Raw genomic sequence first — 26,222 nt, forward strand, 5'->3', positions numbered from 1 at the left:
GGGCGAGCATTTTGCCGGTCCTCTCAGGAAAGGAGTAGCGTGCCATGATCGAACTGCGTCCCTTCGAAAGCCTTGGCGCTGCAAACCACGGCTGGCTCGATGCCCATCACCACTTTTCCTTTGCAAGCTATCACGATCCCGAGCGCACCAACTGGGGCCGCCTGCGGGTCTGGAACGACGATACCATCGCCGCGGGTACCGGTTTTCCGCCGCACCCGCACCGCGACATGGAAATCGTCACTTATGTCCGGCAAGGCGCGATCAGCCATCAGGACAACCTCGGCAACAAGGGCCGTACGGTCGCGGGCGATGTCCAGGTGATGAGCGCAGGCAGCGGCATCCAGCATTCCGAGTACAATCTCGAGAAGGAAGACACGACGATCTTCCAGATCTGGATCATGCCCGAGCAACGCGGCGGCGAGCCCAGCTGGGGTACGCGCCCGTTCCCCAAGGACGACCGCGCAGGCCGCTTCGTCACTCTGGCGAGCGGTGCCAACGACGATGGCGACGCCTTGCCGATCCGCGCCGATGCCCGCGTGCTGGGTGCCACGGTAAGGGCCGGTGAGACGGTTACCTACGAGACGCTTGCGGGCCGCCATGCCTATCTCGTCTCGACCCGGGGCCGCATCCGCGTTGCCGATGGTGCCAGCGAGGCCGTCGAGGCCGCTGCGCGCGACGGCGTTGCCATTACCGGGCTCGACACTATCTCGGTCACCGCGCTCGAGGACGCCGAACTGGTGCTCGTCGACGCAGCCTGAACACGATCGGCGGCGGGTCATTCCGCTGCCGGTCCCCTCTTTCCCGACACCCCGATCAAGGATACCCGGATGACTGCAACCACTCTTGGCCGTACTGCCAGCCCCAAGATCGAGAAGCTCATCGTCGAGCGCTGGTCGCCGCGCGCTTTCGACGGCAGCGAGGTCCCGCAGGAAGACCTCGACGCGATCCTCGAGGCGGCAGGCTGGGCGCCGAGCGCCTACAACGTGCAGCCCTGGACTTTCCTCTATGCAAAGAAGGGCGACGCCAACTGGGACCTGTTCCTCTCGCAGCTGGTCGAGTTCAACCAGGGCTGGGCGCAGAGCGGCTCGGTGCTGGTCTACGTCGTCTCGGACAAGCTGATGCGCTCGGACAAGGGCAATTCGGACAACCACAGCCACAGCTTCGATGCCGGAGCGGCCTGGGCTCTCGCCGCGCTGCAGGCACAGGCGCTGGGCTATCACACCCACGGCATGACCGGGATCAAGTTCGGCGAGGCCGAGGCCGCGCTCGGCATTCCCGAGGATCATCGCCTCGAGGCTGCCTTCGTGATCGGCCGCAAGGGCGACAAGGAAATCCTGCCCGACTACCTGCAGGAGCGCGAGGCCCCGGTCGGGCGCAAGCCGCTCGCAGAGATCGCGCGCGCCGGCAAGTTCGCCTGAGCACTTCGCCCGATACATCCCGTTTGCCCTGAGGGTCGCACCAAGGGGAACAGCCCGCGCGCCACGCACTCCCCCCTCCCTCGTGGCGCGCGGCCAACTGCCCGTCCTGCCCTGCGGCACGCCCCCTCGCGTTGCGGCTGGCAGGACGGGTTTTTGCTTTGCGGGTTGGGCGTGTGCCCGACAGGTGGGCAGGCTGGCGCGCGTTACTGGCCGCGCAAGCCGCTCACCGCGAACCTTCCGGCGGCTTTCATGGCCAGAGGGGGATTGAAGGATGAAGCCTGCCGCACTGCCGCTTCTCGCACTGGCGCTCGGTGTTCTCGCGCCGCAAGCCGCATTCGGGGCCGATAGCGCCGGACAACAAGGCCTCGAGATTTCGCGCAAGGCCGTACGCACGTTGCCCCCGGTCGCGATCTGGCCAAATGGCGCGCCTGCCATCGCGGGCTGGCCGGGCTACGAGCACCCGCCGGTGCGCGAGCAGATCCGGGGCGACGACGGGGTCATCATCAACGTCACCGATCCCACTTACGAGCCTTACCTGCCTGCTACGGGGCGCGGGACCGGGAGCGCGGTGATCATTGCACCGGGCGGCGGTTTCCGCTTGCTCGACATTGCGCCGTGCCGGGAACTGGCGGCCTGGTTCGCCGAGCGCGGCATTGCCGCCTTCGTCCTCAAGTACCGGCTCGAGCCAACCATCGGCGATCGCAAGACGATGCAGGCGCTCTTGTGGGAACTGCGCCGCAACGTGCCGGGCAAGGCCGGGGTGGCGGACGGCATGGAGGCCTTGCGCCAGATCCGGGCCCGGGCGTCAGACTACGCAATTGCGCCTGATCGCATCGGCGTCATCGGATTTTCCGCAGGCGGCCACGTCGCCGGCATGATGGCCGCCGCCAGCGACCCGGCGACCCGTCCCGATTTCGCCGGGCTGATCTACGGCATGCCCTATGAGGGCGATCTGATCGAACTGCCGCCCGCCACTCTGCCGCCGACGCTCGAAGCGTTGGCCTCGCCCTTCACCGCACCGCCGCTCACGCCTGCGCCGGGCCATCTGCCGCCGACCTTCATGGCCATGGCGCAGGACGACAAGGCTGCCGAGATCGGCTTTCGCGCCTACTACGATCGGCTCTATGCCGCTGGATATCGCCCCGAACTGCATCTGTACCAGCGCGGCGGGCATGGATTTTCGATCAGGCCTTCGGGCAATACCACCGACCGTTTCGCGGAACAGTTCGTCGACTGGATGAGGGTCGTTGGTTTCGGGGCGGACTAGAATCCGAGCTTGAGCCCGACCATCAGGCGATTGCTGACGACGCCATTACCCATGGTCGCGGCATCGGCATGAACGTCGAGATCGACACCTTCGGCTATCGACCAGCGTGCCTGCGGCAGACCCGCCTTGGCCGCATAGTCTTCTGCTCCGGCGAGAGGCCGGATGCGCTCGCTCTCCGGGTCGGGTGCACATACGAGGATCTCGCCCCCGGTTTCGGACGTGGATTGGCAGCGGGGGCGAAGGGCGCGCAAGTCCATCGCCTCGTCGGACTTCAAGGTCTGCGCCAGATCGAAGGCGGGGGCGTCGGCCCTTGTGACGAATGCGGGCGGTTCGGGCGGGGAATCGGCGGGCATGGCATCGCGCTCCCTTGCGGCAGAGCACGGATGCTGACGCCCGATTGTGGCGCGAAGACGGCGCGAGGCCGGGTCAGGCGACCTGTCGGCGCGCCTTGCTGCGGCGCTTGAGCAGGTCGAATGTGAATATCCCGATTGCTGTCCAGATCAGCACGAAGCAGGCCAGTTGCGTCGGCTTGATCGGCTCGTGAAAGACGAACAGGCCGAGCAGGAACACGAGGGTCGGGGTGAGATACTGGACGAAGCCGAGCGTCGAATAGTCCATGCGCCGCGCCGCTTCGGAAAAGAGCAGCAGCGGCAGTCCGGTAAACACGCCCGCAAGCGTGAGCAGCGCGACCTGACCTGCGGGACCGGCAAGCGCGCTGCCGCCAGAGCCGAGTGCAGGCAGTCCGACGGCGACAAGGCCGGGTATCAGCAGCACCAGCGATTCGATGGTGAGCCCGGGCAGGGCGTCGACCGGGGCCAGCTTGCGCAACAGGCCATAGGAGCAGAAGGACGCGGCGAGGCCGAGGCTGATCCACAGCATGTCGAGCGCGCCCCAGGCGAGAACCGACACTCCGACCGCCGCCAGCGCGACCGCAGCCCATTGCAGGCGGCTGAGCTTTTCGCGCAGGAAGATGGTGCCCGCGAGCACGTTGAGCAGCGGGTTGATGTAGTAACCCAGACTTGCCGCAAGGACGTGGCCCTGCTGGACCGCCCAGACGTAGATCGTCCAGTTGGCGCCGATGAACAGCGAGCTGGCGAAGAGGGTGCCGAGCGTGCGCCGTTCGCGCAGTGCGCGCCCGACTGCGGGCCACTGGCGGCGCGCGCTGACCACCAGCGCGCAGAACGGGATGGTGAAGACGATGCGCCAGCCCACCATCTCGAAAGCGGGGACATCACGCAGGAGCGCGAAATAGAGCGGAAAAAGGCCCCAGAACAGATAGGTGGCCAACGCGTAGGGCAGGCCGCCCCTGGGCTTGGCACTGGTCTGGATCACTCGCCGGCTCCGCGAATCGGGGGGAAGGTATGCCTCGAACTAGCCGAGAGCTCGACTCGTCGCACGCACAACTTCGCCTCGTCGAAATCCTTGAATCTGACGGAGATGTTGCACTGGGTTCAGGTTCGGGTCTGTAAACCTGAATGGGTAACGCGGATCGCCCGAGACAAGTTCACAGGGCGTCGACATCGAGGAGACCGACTATGAACGCATTCCTGAAGGCCTCGGCCCTGGCCGCCGCAGCCGCAAGCATCGCCACTGCCATGCCCGCCACGGCTGCCGTCCAGGCATGGGGTCCGGCTGACAGTTTCCAGGCGCCCGGTGAGCAGACTTACGACCATGGCCGCCGCGATCGCTATTCGCGTGAGGATCGTCGCCGTGGCTACGGTCGTCGCGACTACCGTCCCAACCGCGTGTGGCGCGGCAGCAACGGGCGCTACTACTGCAAGAAGAGCAACGGCACTACGGGCCTGCTGATCGGCGGCGCTGCCGGTGCCCTGCTTGGCCGCGAGATCGACGGTGGCCGTGACCGTACCGCCGGTACCGTACTCGGCGCCGCAGCCGGTGCGCTGCTCGGCCGCGAGGTCGACCGTGGCGGCTCGCGCTGCCGCTGATCCACTGAACTGACGGCAGGTTTCCCCCGCGGACGGCGACGCGCGGGGAATCCGCCGGAACCTGTGGGCGAGCATCCGTCACCCACAGGTTCCGTACGGGAGGGCGCTCGCGCAGCATCTGCGGGCGCCCTCAACGTGTCTGGTCCATCGGATGGCGGGCTTGCATCGCGCCGGGGCCGGGCTTGGTTGCTTCGTCTCACCGTACTGTGACGGACGGCTATCCCGAATTGGGACGCTGGCCTTGAACCGGCTGGAATTGTGCCGCTTTATCGCCTTTTAAAGGCCTCGACACTATCCGGGTTCAACCGGGAGGCATGTGCGCGCCGGTGATTCGGCCCATCCATGCCGGGAGCGGGGTCGCGAAAAGGACGATGACGATGAGCATTTCGGTTTTCCAGGGCGCCCGCGAGGCAGGTGGCCCGGGTCGCTGGCTGGCAGGCGCTGCGCTTTGTCTGTCCCTGATCGCGCTCCCAGGCTGCAGCGGCGAGAAGGAACCGGCTCCGGCACAGTCTGACCCGGCCGTCTCGGGCGCGCTTGGAGACGACATCGTCGTCGATCCCGATCTCGCCGGTGGCCAGGGTTCCGCGCTTGCTGCCGACGAGGGCGAGATCACGTTGCCGCCGCAGGACCGCTCGACCGAAGCAATGGCCGATGCGATGCAGAAGGCGATGAGCCTTGCAGGCCTGCCCGAACCGCTGCCCGAGCCCAAGGCGAAGGGTGAGGTTGCGGCCCTGACCACGAATGCCGCCACTGCGGCGCAGGTCGCGCAGGCCAGCCGCCTTGCCAAGACCGACTGCACCACCCGTCTCGAATACTCGAACACCTGGGCGGCCAAGCTGCCCGCCGCACTGCCGGTCTATCCGCGCGGCGCGGTCCAGGAGGCTGCCGGAGTCGCGGGCGAGGATTGCGCGATGACGGTGGTCAACTACGCGACGCCGGTCGAGCCCGAGGACGTTCTCGTGTTCTATCGCGGAATGGCGGGCAAGAACGGCTACAGCGCGCGTTACGCCCGCGATGGCGAAGAACACGTACTGGGCGGCAGCAAGGGGAAGGCGGCCTACGTCGTCTATGCGCATAGGCTCAAGAACGGCATCACCGAGGTCAACCTCGTCACCGCCGGACGCTGAGGTTCGCGGCCCGGGGCACACGCCTCACGCCGCTGACCTCAGAGCGCTAACTTCAGACCTGCCTCGTCAGAAGCTCTTGACCTTGTAGACCTGCGAGAGATCGCCCTGCCATTCGCCATGGTAGAGATCGAGCAGGCGCTGTGCAGGCACCTTGCCGGAGGCGACGATCTCGGTGAGCGGCTCGAGATAGCCGGTCTCGTTGTCGCCGCTGGCGTTGAGGCGCGCGCGGGCGGCAAGGCCGGAACGGGCGATGTCGATCACCTGTCCCGCGATGTCGCGAAGCGTGCCGCCGCCCGGTATCGGCGCATCGAGGCCGAGCTTCGGAACCGAGTTGCGCAGTTCCTCGCGGCCCGCCATGTCCCAGTCTTTCACCAGGTCCCAGGCCGCATCGAGCGCGCCCTGGTCGTAGAGCAGGCCGACCCATAGCGCGGGCAGCGCGCAGATCCGGCCCCATGGCCCGCCATCGGCGCCGCGCATCTCGAGGAAGCTTTTCAGGCGCACTTCGGGGAAGGCGGTCGAGAGATGGTCGTTCCAGTCCGAGAGGCGCGGCTTCTCGCCGGGAAGCACCGAGAGTTTGCCCTCGAGGAAGTCGCGGAACGAGAGGCCCGCGGCATCGATATACTTGCCCTCCCGGAAGACGAAGTACATCGGCACGTCGAGCATGTAGTCGACGTAGCGCTCGTAGCCGAAGCCGTCCTCGAAGACGAAGGGCAGCATGCCGGTGCGGGCCGGGTCGGTGTCCGACCAGATATGACTGCGGTACGAGAGCATGCCGTTGGGCTTGCCTTCGGTGAAGGGCGAATTGGCGAAGAGCGCGGTCGCGAGCGGCTGGAGCGCCAGCGAGGTGCGGAACTTCTGCACCATGTCGGCCTCGCTCGCGTAGTCGAGATTGACCTGGATGGTGCAGGTGCGCAGCATCATGTCGAGCCCCATCGAGCCTACGCGCGGCATGTGCCGCAGCATGATCTCGTAGCGGCCCTTGGGCATGATCGGCAGTTCTTCGCGGGTCTTGTCGGGCCACATGCCGAGGCCGAGGAAGCTCTTGCCGATGCGGTCGCCGATGGTCTTGACCTGTGCGAGGTGACGTCCGGTCTCGGCGCATGTCTCGTGCAGGTTCTCGAGCGGGGCGCCCGAGAGTTCGAGCTGGCCTGCGGGCTCGAGACTGACGGTGCCGTCGGCGCCTTTCATTGCGATGACCTTGCCGCCCTCGACGATCGGCTCCCAGCCGAATTCGCCCAGAGCATCGAGCAGGTCGCGGATGCCGCCTTCCTCGTCGTACGAAGGCGCGTGATGATCGCCCCGGTCGTAGACGAACTTCTCGTGTTCCGTGCCGATGCCCCAGGCATCGCGCGGCTTCTCGCCCGCGGCCATCGGCGCGGCAAGTTGGTCCAGGGTCTCGATCACTGGATCGTTGCGATCCGAAGCCTCGCGGGTACTCATGGCGCCCGAGTTAGTGGCCTAAGCTGCGCGACGCCACATCTTTTTTGTACCGGGCGGTCTACTCTCCGGATGGTGACCAGTCACCCGCCGCTGCCATCCACAGCGCAAGCGCGGAAATCGAGGCGGTTTCGCCGCGCAGGATGCGCGGTCCGAGCGTGATTGCCTGCGCCGCGCGATGGGCGCGGATCGCGGCGCGCTCCTCATCGTCGAAGCCGCCTTCGGGCCCGACCAGCAGCGCGGCGGGACCGGCGTGAGCAGCAAAGCGTTCGAGCGCGGGTTCGCCGCCCTGTTCGTCGGCGAAGAACAGCGCGCGCTCCTCGGGCCAGTCGCGCAGCAGTGCCTCGAGTTTCAGCGGCTCGGCGATGGCAGGCAGCGCGGTGCGTGCGCACTGTTCCGCCGCCTCGGTGACGATCGTCGCGGCGCGCTCGGCGTTGAGCTTGTCCGCGACGCAGCGGCGCGTGACGACCGGCTGGATGCGCGCGACGCCCAGTTCGGTCGCCTTTTCCAGCACGAGGTCGAAGTTGGGCTTCTTGAGCAGCGCTGCGCACAGCCACACGTCGGGCACTGCCTCGCGCTCGCGCATGTGCTGGCGCATGGTCAGCTCGACGCTGCGCTTCGAGACCGCAGAAACCTCGCCTGCCCATTCGCCGGTGGCATCGTCGCAGGCGATGACCACGTCGCCCACCGCCACGCGCATGACCCGCGTCAGGTAATGCGCCTGATTGCCCTCGATGGCCACTGTCCGTCCTTCGGCCAGCGGCCCTTCGAGGAACAGGCGCGGGGCCGAGCGGGGCGGCCAGGCGGGGGTAGCGGTCATGCGTCGTGGTACCGTTGCAGCAGGAGTTGGGCTCTCGCGCCTAGTTGAGGAGCGTCTTGAGCAGCGTCTGCCACTGCTTGACGCCCGGGTCGAGCGTTGCGAGCGGCAGGCGCTCGTTGAGGCCGTGGGCGAATTCGTCGTCGGCGCGCATGAACACCGAGCCGACGCCGAAGGCGGGGATGCCCTTGGCGCGAAAGTGCATGGAATCCGTCGCGCCTGCGCTCATCCCGGGAACGATGGCGAGACCCGGTGCGCGTTCGTGGACGGCCTTGTCGATCGCGCCCATCACGTCCTCGCGCAGCGGCGATTCGATCGAATCGAGCGTGCCGTTGTCGATGAACTCGATGGTGATTTCGGGATTGGCGATGACCGTGGCGAGCTGCTTGCGCACCTGCTCGCGCGTCGTGCCCGGGAAGATGCGGCAGTTGACGTTGGCGGTGACCGACTGGGGCAGGGCATTGGGCGCATGCCCGCCCTCGATCATCGTCGGTACGCAGGTCGTGCGGATGATGCCGACATAGTCGGGGCGCGCGGTAAGCGTGGCGATGGCCTGTGCGTCATCCGGGTTGCTGGCGAAGGCGCGCATCGCGCCTGCGACTTCGGCGGGCGCGCTGGGCGCGCTGCCCTCGAGATAGGCCTTGGTCAGCGGGCTGAGCTTTACCGGGAAATGGTAGGCCCAGACCTTCTCCATCGCCTTGCTCATCGCATCGATGGCATTGGTCGCGCCGGGGCGGCTCGAGTGGCCACCCGGATCGGTGACGGTGAAGCGGTAGTCGGCGTAAGTCTTTTCGCCGGCCTGCACGCTGTAGGCGAAGGGCTTGCCTGCCGCGTCGAGTTCGCCGCCGCCCGCATCCGCATTGAGCACGAGGTCTGCATTCGAAAGCGCATCGGCCATCGCCGCGGTGGTCGCCATCTGCGTCTCCTCGTCGCCCGAGAAGGCGAGGACGAGATCGTGCGCGGGCACCCAGCCCTTGCGGCGCAGGTCCATCACCGCCGCGAGCGACATCGACAGGCCCGCCTTGTTGTCGAGCGAGCCGCGCCCGAACAGGTAGCCATCCTCGATCACCGGGGTGAAGGGATCGCGCTCCCAGTCCTCGGGCTTGGCCTCGACCACGTCCATGTGCGCGATGATCAGCGTGGGCTTGGCCTTGCGGTCGCGGCCCGGGTAGCGCGCGACGAGGTAGCCGGTCTCGCCGAGCGGCGTGAAGCTGACCTCGTCTGCCTTGAACCCGGCCGACAGCAGTCGCTCGCGGATCTTGCCCGCGAGCACCGGGACCTGCCCGCGCCCCGCGACGGTCGGTACCGCGACCGCTTCCTCGAGAATGGCGAGCGCCTCGCGACCGGCGGGTGTCGCAGGGGCCTCGGCGGGGGCGGCCTGGGCGGCTGCCGGCAATGCGGCGAGCAGCACTGCGGGGATCACGAAGCTACGGCAAATCGGGTTCATGCGCATCTGCGACCACTTTCCTGGCTGGAGCGACCCGGATGCTAGGCCAGGGTCTCGAGAGGCTCCTTCATTGCCCGTCTCAACGCTCCGCGCAACGTCTCGTCACACATGGCGCACGGGTTGTGCGCACATGTGTGCACTATGAACGTTCTGTCATGACATCGTGTCCACTCTGGACTAGTGTCCGCCGCGTGAGTGACCCGACCTTCGTTCCCGACAGCCAGCAACGCGGGCTGGTCGCCTTGTTGCCGCCCACCGCGCGCGACTATGCGATGCTGGCGCGATTCGACCGACCCATCGGCTGGTGGCTGCTGTTCTGGCCCTGCGCCTGGAGCGTGCTGCTGGCAGGGGGTGAGGATCGCTGGGGCCTGATCGCCTGGCTGCTGCTCGGTTCGGTCGCGATGCGCGGCGCGGGCTGCGTGCTCAACGACATCGTCGATGCCGATCTCGACCGCAGCGTCGCGCGCACCGCGCAGCGCCCGGTCGCGAGCGGGCGGGTGAGCCGACAGGCAGCGGCGATCTGGCTGGGCCTGTTGTGCCTCGTCGGGCTCGTCGTCCTGTTCCAGCTTCGCATCGAGGCGCAGCTCGTCGCGCTGGGCTCGGTGGCGCTGGTCGCGGCCTATCCCTTCATGAAGCGCATCACCTGGTGGCCGCAGGCCTGGCTCGGCATGGTCTTTACCTGGGGCGCGCTGGTCGGCTGGGTCGAGATGCGTTCGGACCACCTCGTCACGCTCGCCGCGCTCTATGGCGGGTGCATCGTGTGGTGCATCGGTTACGACACGATCTACGCGCTGCAGGACCGCGAGGACGACATGATCGTGGGCATCCGCTCCTCCGCGCTGCGCCTCGGCGAGAACGTGCGCGCGGGCGTCGGTGCCTTCTATGCGCTGGCCGTGGCGCTCTGGGCCATTGCCTTCTGGACCATGCGGCCCGACTGGGTCGGCCTCGTCGCGCTCCTTCCGGTGGCGGGCCACCTCGCCTTTCAGGTGGTCACGCTCGATACCGACGACGGCGAGAACGCACTGGCCCGCTTCCGCTCGAACCGTGACCTCGGTCTCGTCATGGCGCTGGCCTGCTGGGTAGTGGGCAACGCCGGAGTGATCTGAGGCAAAGGGGCCGGGGGCGATGTGCAACCTTTACCGGATGACTAAGGGCACCGACGAGGTCGCCAGGCTGTTCGCGGCCGAGACCATGCACGTCGCCAACCTCGCCGACGAGGTCTATCCCGGCTATCCTGGAATGGTCGTTGCCCAAGGCGCGGTCGAGGTCATGAACTGGGGTTTCCCGCTGGTGCTCACGGGCAAGCAGGGGCGCAAGCTCAAGCCCAAGCCGGTCACCAACGCGCGCGACGACAAGCTCCATACCCCGTTCTGGAAGGACAGCTTCGTCCAGCGTCGCTGCATCATTCCCGTCAGCGCCTGGGCCGAGCCCGAGGGCCGCTCTGGCCACATGACCCGCACCTGGTACGCGCCCGAGGGCGAGGACCTGTTCGCGGTGGCGGGCCTGTGGCGCGAGAGCGGCGAATGGGGCCGGGTCTACACCATGGTCATGGTCGACGCCTGCGCGCAGATGGTGGACGTCCACGACCGGATGCCGGTGCTGCTCACCCCCGGGCAATGGGCGCAGTGGACAGATGCAGCGCCCGAAGCAGCCTTCGAACTGTGCCGGACCAGCGAGGCACGCCTGCAGGTCGATCGTACGCAGGTTCCCTGGGCAGCGCGCAAGTCAGCACTAGGGGCGGCGTCAGGGGCTGCGAATGGCAGGAAGGCTGGCGGGGACGCTGCACGCGCGGACGATGCCATGCCCCGGCTCTTGTGATCAGCGGCTCATTCATAGCTGACCACCTCGAATTCGATCCCGTCCCAGTCGAGGAAATAGAAGCGCCGTCCGGGCGCGTAGTCGCCGTGATTGAAGGGCACGAGCCCCTTGGCGATCACCACTGATTCGGCCGCGTCGAGATCGTCGACGACGAGGCCGATGTGGTTGAGCGGAGCATCCTTGGCGAAGCGCTCGTGCGCCTTGCGGTCGGTGTAGATCGCAAGATAGCTGAAGTCGCCGCCGACATGGATTGACTCTCCACCATTGATGGCGGGACCGCGCCAGCGCTCGTGCCAGCCGAGCAGGTCCTGCATCAGGCGGGCGGAGCGCTCGATGTCGGTGACCGTGATGTTGGCATGTTCGAGCCGTCCGGGGGTGGGGTTGGTGGTCATCGCTTGTCTCCTCTTGCGTCGCCGGCGATTCGTCCGGCTTGGCAAGAATGCAAGTTCAAGCTAACTTGAGATCAAGCAGAAAATGCAGCTGATTTTCTGCGTGTAATTTCCGCGGTCGCAGGGGCTCTTGATGGCCATGCGTGCGGGCGGGACGAGAGGGCTGGACCATGGCAAGCGACCGCTTCATCACCATCGGCGAACTGGCAAGGCGCACCGGGGTCGCGACCTCGGCGATCCGCTTCTACGAGGACAAGGGCCTGCTCCAGGCGCTGCGCACCAAGGGCAACCAGCGCCGCTTCCTGCGCTCCGACATTCGCCGCATCAGCTTCATCCTGATCGCGCAGAAGCTCGGCCTCGCGCTCGGCGAGATCGAGGCCGAGCTGGCCCGCCTGCCGCAAGGGCGCACGCCCACTCTCGCGGACTGGGAGAGGATCAGCCGCTCGATGCGCGGCGCGATCGAGGCGCGTATCGCCATGCTCGAACGCACCCGCGACCGGCTCGACGGCTGCATCGGCTGCGGCTGCCTCAGTCTCGCCAAGTGCCAGCTCTACAATGCGGATGACGTGAAGGGCCGCGAAGGGCCGGGGCCGCGGCTGGTGCTGGGCTAGGCTGAGGGCACGATGCCCGCTTAGTCCCGCTCTTCCAGAAACCGCCTTTCGGCCTCGGTGTTCTCGCGACCGAGCGCAGCGTTGCGGTAGGGGAAGCGGCCGTGGGCGGCGATTTCGTCGCGGTGGGTGCGGGCGAAGCTCAAAAGGCTCTCGGCGAATTCGCGCAGGCCCGCGAAGCATTCCATGCTTTGGGCCTGCAAGGACGGGTCCTCGGCATGCATCAGCGGCATGTAGAAGAAGTGGCGCTGGGCGAAGGACAGCTGCTCGTCCATGCCCGCCGCGATCCCGCGCGTCGTCCAGTGCTGCGCGCGCGCATCGTTGGCGAAGGCACGCGCGGTATCGCGGTGGATGTGGCGCGAGAACTGGTCGAGCACGATGATGAGGGCGAGCCTGCCGAGCGGAGTCTGCGCCCATGCGTCGAGCGCGCCTTCGCTCGCCTGCTCGTGCAGTTCGGCGAAGCGCTTGCGAACCAGCGGGTCGAGCGCGCTGCCGGCGCCGAACCAGTGATCGGGGGTCAGCTCGCGAAACCAGAAATCGAGGACGCGGCGCTGTTCGCCTTCGGGGAGCGGCTGAAGGCTGGCTTCGGGATCATCCATGACAAGGCTCCAATTCACTCCGCCGCGAGCAGTTCCTCGGCGGCGGTGAGATCGACGCTGACGAGCCGCGAGACGCCCTTCTCGACCATGGTGACGCCGAACAGGCGGTGCATGCGGCTCATCGTCACCGCATTGTGGGTGACGATCAGATAGCGCGTCTCGGTCTCGCGCGTCATCGCTTCGAGCAGATCGCAGAAACGCTCGATATTGGCATCGTCGAGCGGGGCGTCGACCTCGTCGAGCACGCAGATCGGCGAAGGGTTGGTGAGGAACAGCGCGAAGATCAGCGCGACCGCGGTCAAGGCCTGCTCGCCGCCCGAGAGCAGGGTGAGCGACTGCAGCCGCTTGCCCGGCGGCTGGGCGAAGATCTCGAGCCCGGCTTCGAGCGGATCGTCCGAATCGACGAGCGCGAGATGAGCCTGCCCGCCCATGAACAGTTTGGTGAAAAGGCGGCGAAAGTGCCCGTCGACAGCCTCGAAGGCGCTGCGCAGCCGCTCGCGGCCCTCGCGGTTGAGGTTGCCGATCGAGCCGCGCAGCCGGTTCACCGCCTCGGCGAGTTCCTCCTTTTCGGTCACGCTCACACCGAGGCGTTCCTCGGCCTCTGCCAGCTCGTCGGCGGCGACGAGGTTGACCGGGCCGATCTTCTCGCGCTCGTTCGAGAGCGCGTCCATCGCGCGGTTCTCGGCCTCGGCGCTGCCGACTTCTGCCGAGACGAAGGCGTAGCGCTCGGGCAGGACCGGGGGCGGGCACTGGAAACGCTCGCCCGAAAGTCGGCTCAACTCGACCCGGCGCGCATCCTCGTTCTCGGCGCGTGCGCTCGCTCCGGCGCGGGCCTCGCGCGCGCTGGCAAGTGCTTCCTGCGCCGCGGCGAGTGCGGCATCGGCGGAGCGCGAGGCCTCGATCGCGGTGGTGACCGCAGCCTCGGCCTCTTCGAGCTCGCCCGCGAGACGCGTGCGCACGGCTTCGCCCTGTTCGATCTGCGCCATCAGCGCCTCGGGCTTGGCGGCGTGGATCGCGCGCTCGGTCTCGATCTCCTCGAGCCGTCCGGCCATCTGCGCGAGACGGTTGGCGGCATCGCCCGAACGCGCCTGCCAGCCCTTGATGTCGCCGCGCTGCGAGGCCGTGCGTTCGCGCCCGACCGCAAGCGCCTGATCGTGCCCGGCGAGCGCGGCGGTGGCCGACTGCATCGCCGCCTTGGCGCTTTCGTTGCGGGCCCGTGCGGTTTCGAGCGCGGCGCGCCCGCTCTCCGGATCGGGCAGCGCGGCGCGCTTGGCCTCGGCCTCGGTGACATCGGCCTCGGCACTCTCGCGCCGTTCGGAGAGCTCGGCGGCTGCGTTTTCAAGCTCGGTGCGGCGCGCAGCGTGGCGCTGGCGTGCATCCTCCGCCTGGTCGACCCCGCGCAGCGCCGTGCGCTCGACATTGGCGGCATCCGCGATGGCGCGCTCGGCGGCCGCGACCTGCGCCTGAAGCCCGGCAAGCTCCGTCTGTACCGCGCCCTGACGCTGCTCGGCTTCGGCGAGTGCGGCGCGGAAGGGGGGCAGGCGCTCCTCGAGTTCGGCGAAACGGTTCTCGGCCTCGAGCCGCGCGGCCTCGGCTGCGCCTTCGCCGCGCGCGACGAAGCCGTCCCAGCGGCGCAGCACGCCGGCGCGGGTCACCAGCCATTCGCCCGGGCCGAGTCTGCGTGCGTCATCCTCCTGCACCACGTGGACCAGCGCGAGGCGTGCGGCGAGTTCGGCCGGGCAGGCGGTCACCTGCGCTGCGAGGCTGTCGCGCACCGGCGAAGGCGCCTCGGCCCCGGTCCAGAAGCGCCCCTCCGCGCCCGGATCGCTGCCGAGCGGCACCTTGGCATCGCGCCCGAGCACGGCGGCGAGTGCGCGTTCGTAGCCGGGGGCCGCGCGCACCTGCTCGATCGCGACGGGCATCCCGTGCGCGGCCTTCGCGCCCTTTGCGCGCGCCTCGCGGTCGCGCAGCAGCGCGGCATGCTCGCGCTCGATCCCGGTGAGGTCGGCGCGCGCTGCCGAGACCGCGGAGGCGGCGGTGTCGCGCTCCTCCTGCAGCGTGGCCTTGCGCGACTGGATCGCCTCGAGCGCGGCGCGGGCCTGTGCAAGGGCCGCACTTGCGGCTGCGGCCTTTTCCTGCGCCGTCTCGAGCGCTGCTTCGAGATCGCCTGCAGCATCGAGCGCGGCCAGCTGCGCCTCGTGACGTGTGGTGTCTGCAGCGACGCGTTCGAGGCGCGTGCGCGCCTGTGCCAGTTCCGACTGGGCGATGCGCCATTCGGCCTCGACACCGGCCTGCGCGGCGGTGGCCTGGGCATGGTCGAGTTCGGCCTGGCGCGCGGCGCGTTCCGCCCCCTCGAGTGCATTGGCGATGCGCGGGCGCTGGGCCTCGTCCTCGGCGAGCCGCTTCTCTCCCTCGGCCAGCTCGCGTTCGAGCCGGGCGAGCGCCTCGGCGGCATCGCGGGTGATGCGGTCGGCATCGCCGCGGTCTTCCTCGAGGCGCAGCTTCTGCCGGTCGAGATCGCGCAGCTTCTGCTCGGCGGCTTCGAGCTGGCCGGTGAGCGTGGCCATGCGGTGCCCTTGCGCCGAGGCATCGTCGCGCCGGTCGGCCTGCTCGTCGCGCGCCTTGACCAGCGCCTGTGCGGCACTGGCCTGTGCCTGCTGCGCCTCGTGAGCGGCGCGCTGGGCCGCACCGACGCGGGAGTCGGTCTCCTGCGCTTCCTTCTTTGCGGCCTCGGCGGCGGCGGCGGCATCGCGCCAGCGCGCATAGAGCAGCCGCGCCTCGGCGAGGCGAATCTGGTCGCTGAGCGCACGATAGCGTTCGGCGGCCTTTGCCTGTCGCCGCAGGGTCGCTACCTGCCGGTCGAGCCCGGCCATGATGTCTTCGAGGCGGGCGAGATTGGCCTCGGTGGCGCGCAGTTTCTGCTCGGCGTCGCGGCGGCGCACGTGGAGGCCCGAGATCCCGGCCGCATCCTCGAGCATGGCGCGGCGCTCGGCAGGCTTCGCCGCGATTACCGCGGCGATGCGGCCCTGGCTGACCAGCGCCGGGCTATGCGCGCCGGTCGCGGCATCGGCGAAGATCAGCGAGACGTCCTTGGCACGCACGTCGCGCCCGTTGACCCGGTAGGCCGAGCCCGCGCCGCGCTCGATCCGGCGCACGACCTCGAGTTCCTCGCGGTCCGAGGTCACCGCCTGGAGCACCACTTCGGCAAAGGCGCGTGGCGGGCGGTTGGCGGTGCCTGCGAAGATCACGTCTTCCATGCCCCCGCCGCGCATCGACTTGGGCGAACTTTCGCCCATGACCCAGCGCAGCGCTTCGAGCAGGTTGGACTTGCCGCAGCCGTTGGGGCCGACGACGCCCGTCAGCCCCGGCTCGATATACAGTTCGGCAGGCTCGACGAAGCTCTTGAAGCCGCTGAGCTTGAGCCGCCGGAAATACACCGCGCCCTACCGTGCAGCCGGCATGGAAAGGGCGCGGGATCGCATCAGCGGGCGCCTGCCTGCTGCAGCTTGGCTTCGAGCTCGGCCCAGGGCAGGGTGTCGAGCTTGACGCCGTTGATGAGGAAGCTCGGCGTCCCGGAAATCTGGTATTCCTGCGAGGCCTTCTGGGTCTGGTCGGCCAGCGCCTTGGCGGTCGCGGCATTGTCGAGGCAGGCCAGCGCCTTGTCACGCGGCAGCCCGCGCGAGGCGAAGAACTCGGTCATGCCCGCAACTTCGGCAGTCGCCGCGAACTGCTTATCACGCGGCAGCTGGCCGATTGCTTCGAGCTTGTCCTCGCCTGCGGACTGGGCGTTCTGGAACATGTTGGGCTGCCAGGCCCAGAACTGCTCGCTCAAGGGGAGCACGGCCTCGGTCGATCCGCAGGTCGCGAGCATGGTCGCGGGGAAGTCGTAGGCGTTGAGCATGAAATAGCGCAGCTCGTAGCTCACCCGGCCGCTGGCGACGTAGTCGTTGCGCAGCGGCTCGAAGCTTTCGTGCGCGAACTCGGCGCAGTGCGAGCAAGACAGCGCGCCATACTCGACGAGCTTGATAGGTGCTTCAGGGTTGCCCATGCGATAGCCGCCTTCGGGCGTCTTCTCGATGACGTCGGCCCAGGACTGGCCTGCGGGCGCGGCGATCTTGGCGATCGGCTCGCTGCTCGGCACCTCGGCGGAATCCGCAGCCTTGTCACCGCAGGCCGCGAGGCCGAGCGCGAGCGGGGCGAGGAGCGTGCCGAGCGCGATCTTGCGCAGGTGGGAACTGGTCTTCGTGGCGCGGGTCATCGATGCGAATCCTTTGCGATCTTACGCGATTTGACAAGGCTATAGCGGATAAGGGCTAACCCCGGACAGGGGCAGGTTCAAAGCGGGCAGGTGCAGCGTGGGGCGGGTGTCCACAGGAAAGCGCGGTGTGACCGCCCAACTGCGCCGCGCGGGCACGGCTTAGACGTTGCCCGCCTTGCTCTCGGCGAGGGTCTGGGCAATCGCCTTGGACATCTCGGCCCATGTGTGCCCGGCATCCAGCTTGCCGTTGATGGTGTAGCTCGGCGTGCCGCGGATGCCGAGGGCGGCGGCCTGTTGCAGCTGTGCCTCGAGCTGCTTAATGCGCGCCTCGTCGGTGAAGCACTGGTCGACTTTCGCGCGGGTCATGCCGAACTTCTCGGCCCTGGCGTAGAAGTCGAAGTCGCTGGCGATGGCGCGCATGCGATCGGGCCAGGCACCCTGGCTCCAGCGCTGCTGCTGTGCGGGCGTGATCGTCTCGAGCTTCTTGAGCCAGGTTTCCTGGGTGCCCATGAAGGCATTGTGGCGGGCGAAGAAGGTCTTTGGGTCGCCGCAGCCGGTGATCATCGCGATGGTCACGTCGATCGGGTTGCGCACGAAGTTGCTGATGGTCAGCGAGACCTGCCCCTTGGGGATCGCGGTCATGCGCAGGACCGGGTCCGATTCCTGATGCAGCTTGGCGCAGTGCGGACAGGTATAGCTGATGAACTCGGTCACCTTGACCGGTGCCTCGGGGTTGCCGAGTGCGAAGCTGCCGTTGGCGGTTTCCTGGACCTGCCCGTTCCAGTTCACCTTTGCGGCGGCGGGCTTGGCCGGTGCCGCATTGGCCGTGGCGAGCGATCCGCTCACCGCGAGAAGGGCCGATGCCGCGAGGGCGGCGATACGCATCGTAGAGGTCATTCTCAGTGGTCTTTCCGGTCTTCCGTAGTGCCCATGCTGCGCGCCAGCGATTCGAGCACCGCGCGCAGTTCGGGGTCGCCGACGTCGCGCAGCGATTCGCCGAGTTCGAGCGGCACCGGCTTGAGCGAAGGGGGTGCAGCTTGCGCCTTTGAAGCAGCCGGCGGCTTAACCTCGCCTTGCCGGATCTTCACCTTGACGACGGCCTTGTAGCCGAAGAAGCGGTTTACCCGCTCCATGATCTCGGGAAGGACGTGCTGGATCAGCGGGGCGTGGGCGGGGCGCACGACCAGCTGGAGGATGCCGTCCATCTTCTCGCCCGGCGGGAAGCGGATCGATTCGGGCGAGCACACCCGGGCATGGCGCTCGCCCACAATCTCGGGCCAGCGGGTGACCACGCTCGACTGCACGAAGCCGAAGCGGCGAAAGGCGGTGCGCCCGACGTCGGGCATCAGCTCGGAGATCGAGCGCGCCTGACCGCCGCGCGGCCTTTCGTACTGCCGGGGCTTCGATTTGCCCCTGTCCTTGCCGGGAGTGCGTTCCATTACCGGCGCTCCAATGCCATAGCGGCCCGATGGACGCCAGTTCCGAAACGATCTCCGCCCGCTTGCTCGCATGGTACGACGCGCATGCCCGCGACCTGCCGTGGCGCGCCCCGCCCGGTAGCCCGCCGCCCGAGCCCTACCGGGTGTGGCTTTCTGAAGTCATGCTCCAGCAGACCACGGTCGCGGCGGTGAAGGAGTACTTCGCGAAATTCACCCGCACCTGGCCCGAGGTCACGCAGCTTGCCGCGGCGCGCGACGAGGACGTCATGGCTGCATGGGCGGGCCTCGGGTACTACGCGCGGGCACGCAACCTCTTGGCCTGCGCGCGCGAGGTCGCAGCGCGCGGCGGCACCTTCCCCGATACCGAGGAGGAGCTGCGCAAGCTCCCCGGGCTTGGCGCCTATACTGCCGCTGCCGTCGCCGCGATCGCCTTCGACCGGCGCGCGGTGGTGGTCGATGCCAATGTCGAGCGCGTCGTCTCGCGGCTCTTTGCGATTGAGCGTGAACTGCCCGCCGCGCGTCCCGAGATACGCGATGGAGCCGAGACGATCACCCCGGATGCGCGCGCGGGCGATTTTGCTCAGGCGATGATGGATTTGGGCGCGACGGTCTGCACCGCGCGCGACCCTCGCTGTCTGCTGTGCCCGCTTTCCGAGCCCTGCGCCGCGCGCGCTGGCGGCGATCCTGCGCGCTTTCCCGTGAAGGCGCCGAAGAAGGCCAAGCCCGCGCGCAAGGGGCGGGCGTACTGGATCACCCGCGCAATCGGCGGCCGCACGCACGTCTGGCTGGTCCAGCGCCCCGGCAGCGGCATGCTCGGTGGCATGCGGGCCTTGCCCGACGACGGCTGGAAGGCGCGCACCGACGGGCACGGCGAAGCGCCGCTGGCGGGCACCTGGCAGGCCGCGGGCCGGGTCAACCACGTCTTCACCCATTTCTCGCTCGAGCTGCACGTCGAGATGCTGGCAGGTAATGTCGCCCAGGGGCCCGGCGAGGGCGAGTGGTGGCCGCTCGATCATCTCGACGATGCCGGATTGCCCACGCTCTTCGCCAAGGCAGCACGCCTTGCCGTGGCGATGCAGGAAGACGCGGCATGAGCGCGGCGCGCGAGGGGCTCTCGGCGGCGCTCGACCGGCGGCTGTTCTTGCGGCTGGCGGGGCTTGCCGGGCTGAGCACGCTGCCGGGTTCGCGCATCGCGCTTGCTGCCGATCGGCGCGACCTGCTGCCGCGCGTGCGCGAGGTGGTCGAACGCTGGACCGGGCCGGGGCGCTTTCCCGGGATGGTCGCCTCGCTCGGCCTGCCGGGGCAGCAGGCGCAGTTCGTCTCGCGCGGGACGCAGGGTTTTACCGATGCCGCGCCGATGGGGCCCGACAGCCTGTTTCGCATCTACTCGATGACCAAGCCGGTGACCGGCATGGCCGCCATGCAGCTGATCGCGCAAGGCAAGATCTCGCTCGACATGCCGGTCTACGAAGTCCTGCCCGAGTACCGCCACATGCAGGTGCAGGACCGCTACGACGGCCCGGTCGACAAGACCCATGCCGCCGCGCGTCCTATCACCATGCGCCACCTGCTTACCCATACCGCAGGGCTTGGCTATACGTTCGTGCAGAGCGGGCCGATCAAGGCGCTGATGGAGCAAAAGGGCCTGATCGGCGGGCAGGTCTCGCGCCTCGACATGCCCGGCATCTTCAACGGCAAGGCGGTCTCGGGTCTCGACACTTTCGCGCAGCGTCTGGCGCAAGTGCCGCTGGTGGCCGAGCCGGGAGCCAGATGGATCTACTCGCTCGCGCTCGACCTGATGGGGCGGGTGATCGAGGTGGTCTCTGGACGCCCCTTCGACCGCTATCTTGCCGAGACGATCTTCGAACCGGCGGGAATGACCTCGACATTCTTCGCGGTGCCCGCGAGCGAGGCAGCGCGTCTCACCACCAATTTCGGAGCGCTGGGCCCGGTACTCGTGCCGATCGATGCAGGCGCGGGTTCGATCTACCTCGACCCGCCACCGTTTCCCTTCGGCGGCTCGGGCCTCGTCAGCTCGCCGCGCGACTACGACCGTTTCCTGCGCATCCTGGCCCAGTACGGCATGCTCGATGGCAGGCGCATCCTCGCCGAGGAGGCGGTACGCCTCGGGACGTCGAACCTCCTTCCTGCAGGCGTTGCGGGACCAGTCGACGACGGCAGCGGCGATCCCGGGCCTGCGCGGCGCGGGCGCAGCGCCGGGTTCGGTGCGGGCGGGCGGGTCGGAACCGGACCCGAGGCGGGAGTGTTCGGCTGGTCGGGAGCGGCGGGAACGCTCGGCATGGTCGACATGCGCCACGCGCTGCGCTCGCAGCTCTTCGTGCAGTTCATGCCGCCCGACGCGGTGCCACTGCTGCCCCAGTTCCAGTCGGCGCTCAAAGCCGACATCACCGCCCTGCTTGGAGATACCAAGGCGTGAACACCCTGTCCGAATGCCTGCCCGCCCCGATTGCCTTCGCCGGCTCTCCGATCGACCGCGCCGACCACGTGCGCGCCGATCCCGCGGCAATCGCGGCGCTGCTCGGGCGCAAGGCGAAGGTGCTGTGTCTCGACGGGCTCGACCCGGTGCTGAGCGACGATGGTGCCCTGGTGTGGAGGGACCTGCCGACCGAGGCCTCGCGCGGCGAGCTCGTGTTCCTCGGGCTCGAGGGCGAGGGTGAGCATGCACGCGGCTGTTTTGCCGAAGTGCCGCTGAACCTTCCGCCTGGCGGCCCGCATGCGGGGCCCGGTGGCTGGAACGCGATGGCGGTGCTCGATGTGGGCGAACTTGCGATCTACGGAGCGGCGCGCGCGCTGGTCAGCTGGCACGCACGCCATCGCTTCTGCGCCCAGTGCGGGGCGGCCACCGTGATCGCCAAGGGCGGCTGGCAGCGCGACTGCGTCTCTCGCACTGAGGCCAGCGCTCAGGACGATCCGAACCACTGCGGCGCCTCGCATTTTCCGCGTGTCGACCCGGTCACGATCATGACCGTCGAGCACGAAGGCTGCCTGCTGCTCGGACGCCAGCCGCGCTTTCCCGAAGGGCGCTATTCCGCGCTCGCGGGCTTCGTCGAGCCGGGAGAGACGATCGAGGAGGCGGTCGCGCGCGAGACCTTCGAGGAAGCAGGGGTGCGCGTGCGCGACGTGCGCTACGTGATCAGCCAGCCCTGGCCGTTCCCGTCCTCGCTGATGATCGGCTGCCACGCCTTTGCCGACGATCCCGCCATCGTTATGGACGAGACCGAGATGGAGGACGTGCGCTGGTTCACCCGCGAGGAGGTTGCCGAAGCGCTCGAGGCGCGCACGCGGGGCGAGAACGGCCGCGCGTTCGGCGCCCCGCCGCATACTGCCGTGGCCCATGCGCTGCTGGCCTGGTGGCTGTCCCGAAAATGACGTTTCAGTGACGCTTTTGCGACGATATATGACAATAACAATCTGAAAACATTAGAAAATTATTCAGGCCTTGGCGGTTAGGGCCCTCTCCCGTGATGAAAACGGGGTATTCGAAAGCCCCGAATCGAGCGGGGCAGAATGCGGAATTTCAGAACGATCGCGGCACGGCTTCTCGGGTCGCTGGAAAAACGACTGATCGGTGCGATGACGCTCATCGTGCTGCTCACGGTAGTGCTTCAGGTGGTCTCGCAGCGCGAATCCTTCGCGGTGCGCGCGCAGAGCGAGGCGCTGGGTACGGCCACTGCGAGTGCCGAGAACGCGCGCCAGTTCGAGGAGGCGGTGAGCAAGCTGCGCATGGCGAGCAATCGCGGGCTGCTCTCGGGCGAGGACGCAGGCGCCAACGACAGCCTGACCGATGCCGCCATCGCCATCGGCGACAGGCTCGGCAAGCTGCGCGCCAGCGGACTGGCGGCTCACGAACTGCCTGCCGCGACGCGGGTCTTCGCCGGGCTCGACCGGCACGTTGCGACAATCATCAAGGCACAGGCCGGGGGCAGGGACGCGCAGCTTCTGGCGAGCGAGGTCAAGGCGACCAACGGTCAGATGCAGGCGCTTGCCGATACAATCCTTGTGGGAGCGCTTGATCGGCGCGATGCCGCGCAGGCCCGGCTCGACACCTCGATTGCGCGCTGGCAGTCGATCGTCTTTGCCATCGGCCTCGTCACCATCGCGGTGATCGCGCTGGTCGCCTTCGATCTCATCCGCAACATCCTGCCCGCGCTGCGGCGCATGCATCGCGGCGTCCAGCGCCTTGCCGACGGCGAGCTCGAGGTCGAGATCGGCAGCTTCAGCCTGCAGGAGCTCGAGGCGCTCTCGGGGCCGCTCGAAACCTTCCGCAAGAACGCACGCGCGGTGCGCGACCTCGCCTTCACCGATGTCGCGACGGGGCTGCCCAACCGCCGCTCCTTCCTCGATACGGTGAGCAAGGCGTTCTCCGCCGAGCCGGATGCGACTTTCGCGCTCATGCTGGTCGACATCGACCGCTTCAAGCACGTCAACGACGACTACGGCCACGCGGCTGGCGACGAGCTGGTGCGGCTGATCGGCGAGCGCATGCGTGAAATCCTCGGGGCCGATGCGCTCGTCGCCCGGGTCGGGGGTGACGAATTCGCGTTGTGCCTGCGGCCCGCCGCCGGACGCTCGGGCAATGGTCTTGCATCCGAGCTGGTTGCAGCGATGCGCGATCCCTTCAACCTCGGCGAGTATTCGGTCGCGGTGACCGTCTCGATCGGTGTTGTCGAGGTCGTGCCAGCGCGTGCTCCCGCACTCGATGCGGTGATCCGCAAGGCCGACCTCGCACTCTATGCCGCGAAGAAGAACGGGCGCAACGGCTCCACCCCCTTCGCCGAGGACATGGCCGAGGAACGCGCGGTCGACCGTGCGCTGGAGAAGGATCTCGAGAAGGCCTTCGAGCACGACCAGCTGCGCATGGTCTACCAACCGATCCACTCGGTGCAGAGCGGACGCCCCGAAGTCGAGGCGCTGGTGCGCTGGAAGCACCCCGAACTGGGCGAGGTGCCGCCCTCGACCTTCATCCCTGCGGCGGAGCGTTCGGGGCTGATGGTGCGGCTGGGCGAATGGATCATCCGCCGCGCGATGAGCGACTTCGCACAGTGGCCCGAGATGGACATGAGCCTCAACCTCTCGCCGCTCCAGCTCCAGCACGAGGGCTTCTCGACCTTCCTCGTCGAGTGCTGCAAGGAGCACGACATTGCCCCCGGGCGGCTGTTCCTCGAGGTCACCGAATCGCTTTCGATCGAACGCAACACCCGAGCGCTGCTGATGCTCAACCTGCTGCGCAATCTCGGTTTCCGCATCGCGCTCGACGATTTCGGGACCGGCTATTCCTCGCTCTCGATGGTCAAGAGCTTCAAGTTCGACCGCATGAAGCTCGACCGCTCGCTGGTCATGGACCTCGGGCAGGACCCGGCCTCGCATGCGGTGTTCGAGGCGGCGGTGACGATGGCGCGCCACGTCGGCGCCGAAGTCGTCGCCGAGGGGATCAGCGACGAGGGCCTCATCGGCGCGACGACGAGCGCCGGCTGCACGCACCTGCAGGGCTACTTCTACAGCCGCCCGATCGAGGCCTGCGACGTGACGGCTTACTTCGAGGGTGCGCGCGAAGCGGTGGAGCGCGCTGCGTGAGGGCTGCGCGCCCGAGCCTCAGACCAGCCCGAGCCGCATCAGTTCGCGCGCGAGCTTGGGCGGCATGATGTCACCGCTGCTCTCGCCATTGCCGAGATCGCGCGGCGCGTCCTCCTCCTTGAGGTAGCGCCATCCCTGATGGGCGCGCTTGGGCTTGGTCACCACCGGGATCAGCTTGGGCGCGAGGCGGATATGCCAGCGCCCGTCACTCTCGCGCTGTTCGAAGCCAAGGATCGGGGAGCGGCCGATGAGCGCGTGCTCGAGTATCCAGTAGAGCGATCCGCCGACCATCTCGGCGTGGCGGGTGGGCAGGTAGCGGGTAGTGAGGCGGGCCTCGCCGATAGCCTCGTGGCTCTCCAGCCAGGCGCGCAGGTCCGCCGGGCTGGCGGCGGAGAAGGCGATCTTGGTCATGTTCAGCGGCATGGACCCCAGATAGGGGCTGGCGCGTCAGCCGACCAGACCCGATGCCGTCGCGAGGCCGAGGAAGACGAGGAAGCCCATCGAATCGGTGGTCATCGTGACGAAGACCGAGGATGAGATCGCGGGGTCGGCATTGAGCCTCTCGAGCGTCAGCGGGATCAGCACGCCCGCCATCCCGGCGATGACGATATTGGTCATCATGGCCGCGGCGATGACCCCGCCGAGCATGGGGTTGCCGAATATCAGCGTCACCGCGAGGCCGATCACCAGCGCCACGGTACCGCCGTTGAGCAGAGCGATCGACATCTCGCGCCGGACCGCGCGCCAGGCGTTACTGGCGGTGAGCTGGTTCATCGCGAGCGCGCGCACGGTGACCGCGAGCGTCTGCGTCCCGGCATTGCCGCCGAGCCCGGCGACGATCGGCATCAGCGTGGCCAGCGCGACCATGCGCGCGATGGTGTCCTCGAACATCGCGATCACGCCCGAGGCGAGCGATGCGGTAAGCAGGTTGGCGATGAGCCAGCGCACGCGGCTCGACCAGGCATCGCGGATCGGCTCGTTGATGTCGCCGTCACCCGCGCCCGAGAGCAGCAGGGTATCCTCGCCGGCCTCTTCGGAGATGATGTGCACGACGTCGTCGACGGTGACCTGGCCGATGAGGCGGCCCGAATCGTCGACCACCGCTGCCGAGATCAGTGCGTACTTCTGGAAGCGCAGCGCGACTTCCTCCTGGTCCATGTCGGCCGGGATCAGCGTCTGCTCGCGCGCCATGACGTCGTAGAGCGGGATGTTGCGCGGGCAGCGCAGGATCCACGAGAGCGCGCAGGTTCCGATCGGGCGGTGCATCGGGTCGACGATGAACACTTCCCAGAACTCGGTCGGCAGCTCGCGATGCTCGCGCAGGTAATCGATGAGGTCGCCCACGGTCATCGTCTCGGGCACCGCGACGAGCTCGCGGCTCATCATGCGGCCGGCGGATTCCTCGGGATAGGACAGCGCCGAGACGATCGCGGCGCGGTCCTCGGGCTCCATCTCGGCGAGGACCGCGCGCTGGTCCTCCTCGTCGAGGTCCTCGAGCATGGCGACCGCGTCGTCGGTGTCGAGTTCGCCCGCGATGCTCGCGACGACGTCGGCGGGCAGGGCCTCGACCAGCGCCTCGCGCACCCAGTCGTTGAGTTCGGCGATGACCTCGACGCCCATGAGGTCGCGGATCGCGTTGGCAAGGCGGGGGCGCTCGTCCGAATCGACCAGCTCGAACAAGTCGGCGATGTCGGCGGGGTGGAGCGGCTCGACCAGCTCGTAGACGCGGTCGAAGTCCTCCTCGTCGAGGGCATCCTTGACCGCACGCACGTATTCGGCCTTGAGACGGTTGTCCTCGTCGAGGCTTTCCGATTCAGGCTCGCTGGCCGTTTCCGCCCCGTCCGTCTCCGGATCGTCCGGGTCGCCGGGCGCACCAGCGTACGCGCCGCGGACCGGCTCGAGTTCTTCCGAAGTATCCTTGAGGTCCGCGTCGCTCATTGCGCCGGGTCTACGCAGCAAATTCGCAATTGCAACACATGCCGCGCGGACCGGACGATTTCCTCAACGGCGCAGGACCTGCGCCCGCTCGCGGGCAGGGCAGGGCGTGACAATGGCGC

General features: G+C 68.1%; 25 protein-coding genes. 12 read left to right on the forward strand and 13 right to left on the reverse strand.

The features are described 5' to 3' along the window. The first annotated feature begins 44 nt into the window (after nt 1-44). From I5E68_RS02175 to I5E68_RS02185, 3 genes are all read left to right on the forward strand, one after another. Nucleotides 45-758: a pirin family protein gene (locus tag I5E68_RS02175; RefSeq protein ID WP_197160325.1), complete on the forward strand. Its 714-nt coding sequence runs from the start codon at nt 45-47 to the stop codon at nt 756-758. A 69-nt stretch (nt 759-827) separates the two neighbouring features. Next, the gene (locus tag I5E68_RS02180; protein WP_197160327.1) at nt 828-1,418 is read left to right on the forward strand and encodes a nitroreductase family protein; all 591 of its coding nucleotides are present in this window, start codon (nt 828-830) and stop codon (nt 1,416-1,418) included. Nucleotides 1,419-1,689: 271 nt separating this feature from the next. Further along, the gene (locus tag I5E68_RS02185; RefSeq protein WP_197160329.1) at nt 1,690-2,685 is read left to right on the forward strand and encodes an alpha/beta hydrolase; all 996 of its coding nucleotides are present in this window, start codon (nt 1,690-1,692) and stop codon (nt 2,683-2,685) included. On the opposite strand, the gene I5E68_RS02190 is transcribed toward I5E68_RS02185, so the two are convergent. Then, nucleotides 2,682-3,038, reverse strand: coding sequence for a hypothetical protein (locus I5E68_RS02190; protein ID WP_197160330.1), 357 nt, complete (start codon nt 3,036-3,038; stop codon nt 2,682-2,684). The genes I5E68_RS02185 and I5E68_RS02190 overlap by 4 nt on opposite strands. Before the next feature lie 73 nt (nt 3,039-3,111). Next, on the reverse strand, nt 3,112-4,017 hold the full coding sequence (gene rarD, locus I5E68_RS02195; protein ID WP_323982065.1) for an EamA family transporter RarD: 906 nt from the start codon (nt 4,015-4,017) through the stop codon (nt 3,112-3,114). A gap of 203 nt (nt 4,018-4,220) precedes the next feature. Here rarD and I5E68_RS02200 point away from each other — a divergent pair, with 203 nt between their 5' ends. Together I5E68_RS02200 and I5E68_RS02205 are read left to right on the forward strand one after the other, a co-directional pair. Further along, the gene (locus I5E68_RS02200; RefSeq protein WP_197160334.1) at nt 4,221-4,631 is read left to right on the forward strand and encodes a glycine zipper 2TM domain-containing protein; all 411 of its coding nucleotides are present in this window, start codon (nt 4,221-4,223) and stop codon (nt 4,629-4,631) included. Between the two features lie 377 nt (nt 4,632-5,008). Continuing rightward, nucleotides 5,009-5,758 carry a hypothetical protein gene (locus I5E68_RS02205; RefSeq protein WP_228726771.1) on the forward strand — a complete coding sequence of 250 codons (750 nt, stop codon included), beginning with the start codon at nt 5,009-5,011 and terminating at the stop codon, nt 5,756-5,758. A gap of 66 nt (nt 5,759-5,824) precedes the next feature. Here I5E68_RS02205 and I5E68_RS02210 read toward each other — a convergent pair whose 3' ends face one another. The 3 genes from I5E68_RS02210 to I5E68_RS02220 are packed head-to-tail and all read right to left on the reverse strand — an operon-like array spanning nt 5,825 to nt 9,459. Then, a complete protein-coding gene (locus I5E68_RS02210; RefSeq protein WP_197160336.1) occupies nt 5,825-7,198 on the reverse strand; it encodes a glutamate--cysteine ligase in 1,374 nt (457 codons plus the stop codon). Between the two features lie 58 nt (nt 7,199-7,256). After that, nucleotides 7,257-8,015, reverse strand: coding sequence for a 16S rRNA (uracil(1498)-N(3))-methyltransferase (locus tag I5E68_RS02215; protein WP_197160338.1), 759 nt, complete (start codon nt 8,013-8,015; stop codon nt 7,257-7,259). A gap of 40 nt (nt 8,016-8,055) precedes the next feature. Next, a complete protein-coding gene (locus tag I5E68_RS02220; protein ID WP_197160340.1) occupies nt 8,056-9,459 on the reverse strand; it encodes a M20/M25/M40 family metallo-hydrolase in 1,404 nt (467 codons plus the stop codon). Between the two features lie 155 nt (nt 9,460-9,614). On the opposite strand from I5E68_RS02220, the gene ubiA reads away from it, so the two are divergent. Beyond that, nucleotides 9,615-10,565, forward strand: coding sequence for a 4-hydroxybenzoate octaprenyltransferase (gene ubiA / locus I5E68_RS02225; RefSeq protein ID WP_197160342.1), 951 nt, complete (start codon nt 9,615-9,617; stop codon nt 10,563-10,565). A 19-nt stretch (nt 10,566-10,584) separates the two neighbouring features. Next, nucleotides 10,585-11,277 carry an SOS response-associated peptidase gene (locus tag I5E68_RS02230; protein ID WP_197160344.1) on the forward strand — a complete coding sequence of 231 codons (693 nt, stop codon included), beginning with the start codon at nt 10,585-10,587 and terminating at the stop codon, nt 11,275-11,277. An 8-nt stretch (nt 11,278-11,285) separates the two neighbouring features. Here the strand turns inward: I5E68_RS02230 and I5E68_RS02235 are convergent, their stop codons facing one another. After that, a complete protein-coding gene (locus I5E68_RS02235) occupies nt 11,286-11,669 on the reverse strand; it encodes a VOC family protein (RefSeq protein WP_197160347.1) in 384 nt (127 codons plus the stop codon). Between the two features lie 167 nt (nt 11,670-11,836). On the opposite strand from I5E68_RS02235, the gene soxR reads away from it, so the two are divergent. After that, complete coding sequence (soxR, locus tag I5E68_RS02240; protein WP_197160349.1) at nt 11,837-12,277, forward strand: redox-sensitive transcriptional activator SoxR; 441 nt, start codon at nt 11,837-11,839, stop codon at nt 12,275-12,277. A gap of 20 nt (nt 12,278-12,297) precedes the next feature. Here the strand turns inward: soxR and I5E68_RS02245 are convergent, their stop codons facing one another. From I5E68_RS02245 to I5E68_RS02265, 5 genes are all read right to left on the reverse strand, one after another. Next, a complete protein-coding gene (locus tag I5E68_RS02245; protein ID WP_197160350.1) occupies nt 12,298-12,873 on the reverse strand; it encodes a DUF924 family protein in 576 nt (191 codons plus the stop codon). Nucleotides 12,874-12,887: 14 nt separating this feature from the next. Further along, entirely contained in the window at nt 12,888-16,310 is a 3,423-nt protein-coding gene (locus tag I5E68_RS02250; RefSeq protein WP_197160352.1) for an AAA family ATPase, read from the reverse strand. A gap of 44 nt (nt 16,311-16,354) precedes the next feature. Continuing rightward, nucleotides 16,355-17,131 (reverse strand): thioredoxin domain-containing protein, encoded by a 777-nt coding sequence (locus tag I5E68_RS02255; RefSeq protein ID WP_197160354.1) that lies wholly within the window; start codon nt 17,129-17,131, stop codon nt 16,355-16,357. Nucleotides 17,132-17,290: 159 nt separating this feature from the next. Then, nucleotides 17,291-18,028 carry a DsbA family protein gene (locus I5E68_RS02260; RefSeq protein WP_197160356.1) on the reverse strand — a complete coding sequence of 246 codons (738 nt, stop codon included), beginning with the start codon at nt 18,026-18,028 and terminating at the stop codon, nt 17,291-17,293. A gap of 2 nt (nt 18,029-18,030) precedes the next feature. Further along, the gene (locus I5E68_RS02265) at nt 18,031-18,570 is read right to left on the reverse strand and encodes a DUF721 domain-containing protein (RefSeq protein WP_197160359.1); all 540 of its coding nucleotides are present in this window, start codon (nt 18,568-18,570) and stop codon (nt 18,031-18,033) included. 29 nt (nt 18,571-18,599) lie between these two features. Between I5E68_RS02265 and I5E68_RS02270 the strand changes: the two genes are divergently transcribed. The 4 genes from I5E68_RS02270 (at nt 18,600) to I5E68_RS02285 (ending at nt 24,165) form a co-directional block, all read left to right on the forward strand. Continuing rightward, on the forward strand, nt 18,600-19,664 hold the full coding sequence (locus I5E68_RS02270; protein ID WP_197160360.1) for an A/G-specific adenine glycosylase: 1,065 nt from the start codon (nt 18,600-18,602) through the stop codon (nt 19,662-19,664). Continuing rightward, nucleotides 19,661-21,007: a serine hydrolase domain-containing protein gene (locus tag I5E68_RS02275; protein ID WP_197160362.1), complete on the forward strand. Its 1,347-nt coding sequence runs from the start codon at nt 19,661-19,663 to the stop codon at nt 21,005-21,007. Before I5E68_RS02270 ends, I5E68_RS02275 begins: the two co-directional genes overlap by 4 nt. Further along, a complete protein-coding gene (gene nudC, locus I5E68_RS02280) occupies nt 21,004-21,960 on the forward strand; it encodes an NAD(+) diphosphatase (RefSeq protein WP_370463717.1) in 957 nt (318 codons plus the stop codon). The genes I5E68_RS02275 and nudC overlap by 4 nt, the downstream gene beginning before the upstream one ends. 138 nt (nt 21,961-22,098) lie before the next feature. Continuing rightward, on the forward strand, nt 22,099-24,165 hold the full coding sequence (locus I5E68_RS02285; RefSeq protein ID WP_197160364.1) for a putative bifunctional diguanylate cyclase/phosphodiesterase: 2,067 nt from the start codon (nt 22,099-22,101) through the stop codon (nt 24,163-24,165). Between the two features lie 18 nt (nt 24,166-24,183). Here the strand turns inward: I5E68_RS02285 and I5E68_RS02290 are convergent, their stop codons facing one another. Together I5E68_RS02290 and mgtE are read right to left on the reverse strand one after the other, a co-directional pair. Then, complete coding sequence (locus I5E68_RS02290) at nt 24,184-24,588, reverse strand: DUF1489 family protein (protein WP_197160366.1); 405 nt, start codon at nt 24,586-24,588, stop codon at nt 24,184-24,186. A gap of 24 nt (nt 24,589-24,612) precedes the next feature. Further along, nucleotides 24,613-26,103 carry a magnesium transporter gene (gene mgtE, locus I5E68_RS02295; RefSeq protein WP_197160370.1) on the reverse strand — a complete coding sequence of 497 codons (1,491 nt, stop codon included), beginning with the start codon at nt 26,101-26,103 and terminating at the stop codon, nt 24,613-24,615. Nucleotides 26,104-26,222: the final 119 nt, after the last annotated feature.

The sequence above is a fragment of the Novosphingobium aureum genome (genome assembly GCF_015865035.1).
Lineage (GTDB): Bacteria > Pseudomonadota > Alphaproteobacteria > Sphingomonadales > Sphingomonadaceae > Novosphingobium > Novosphingobium aureum.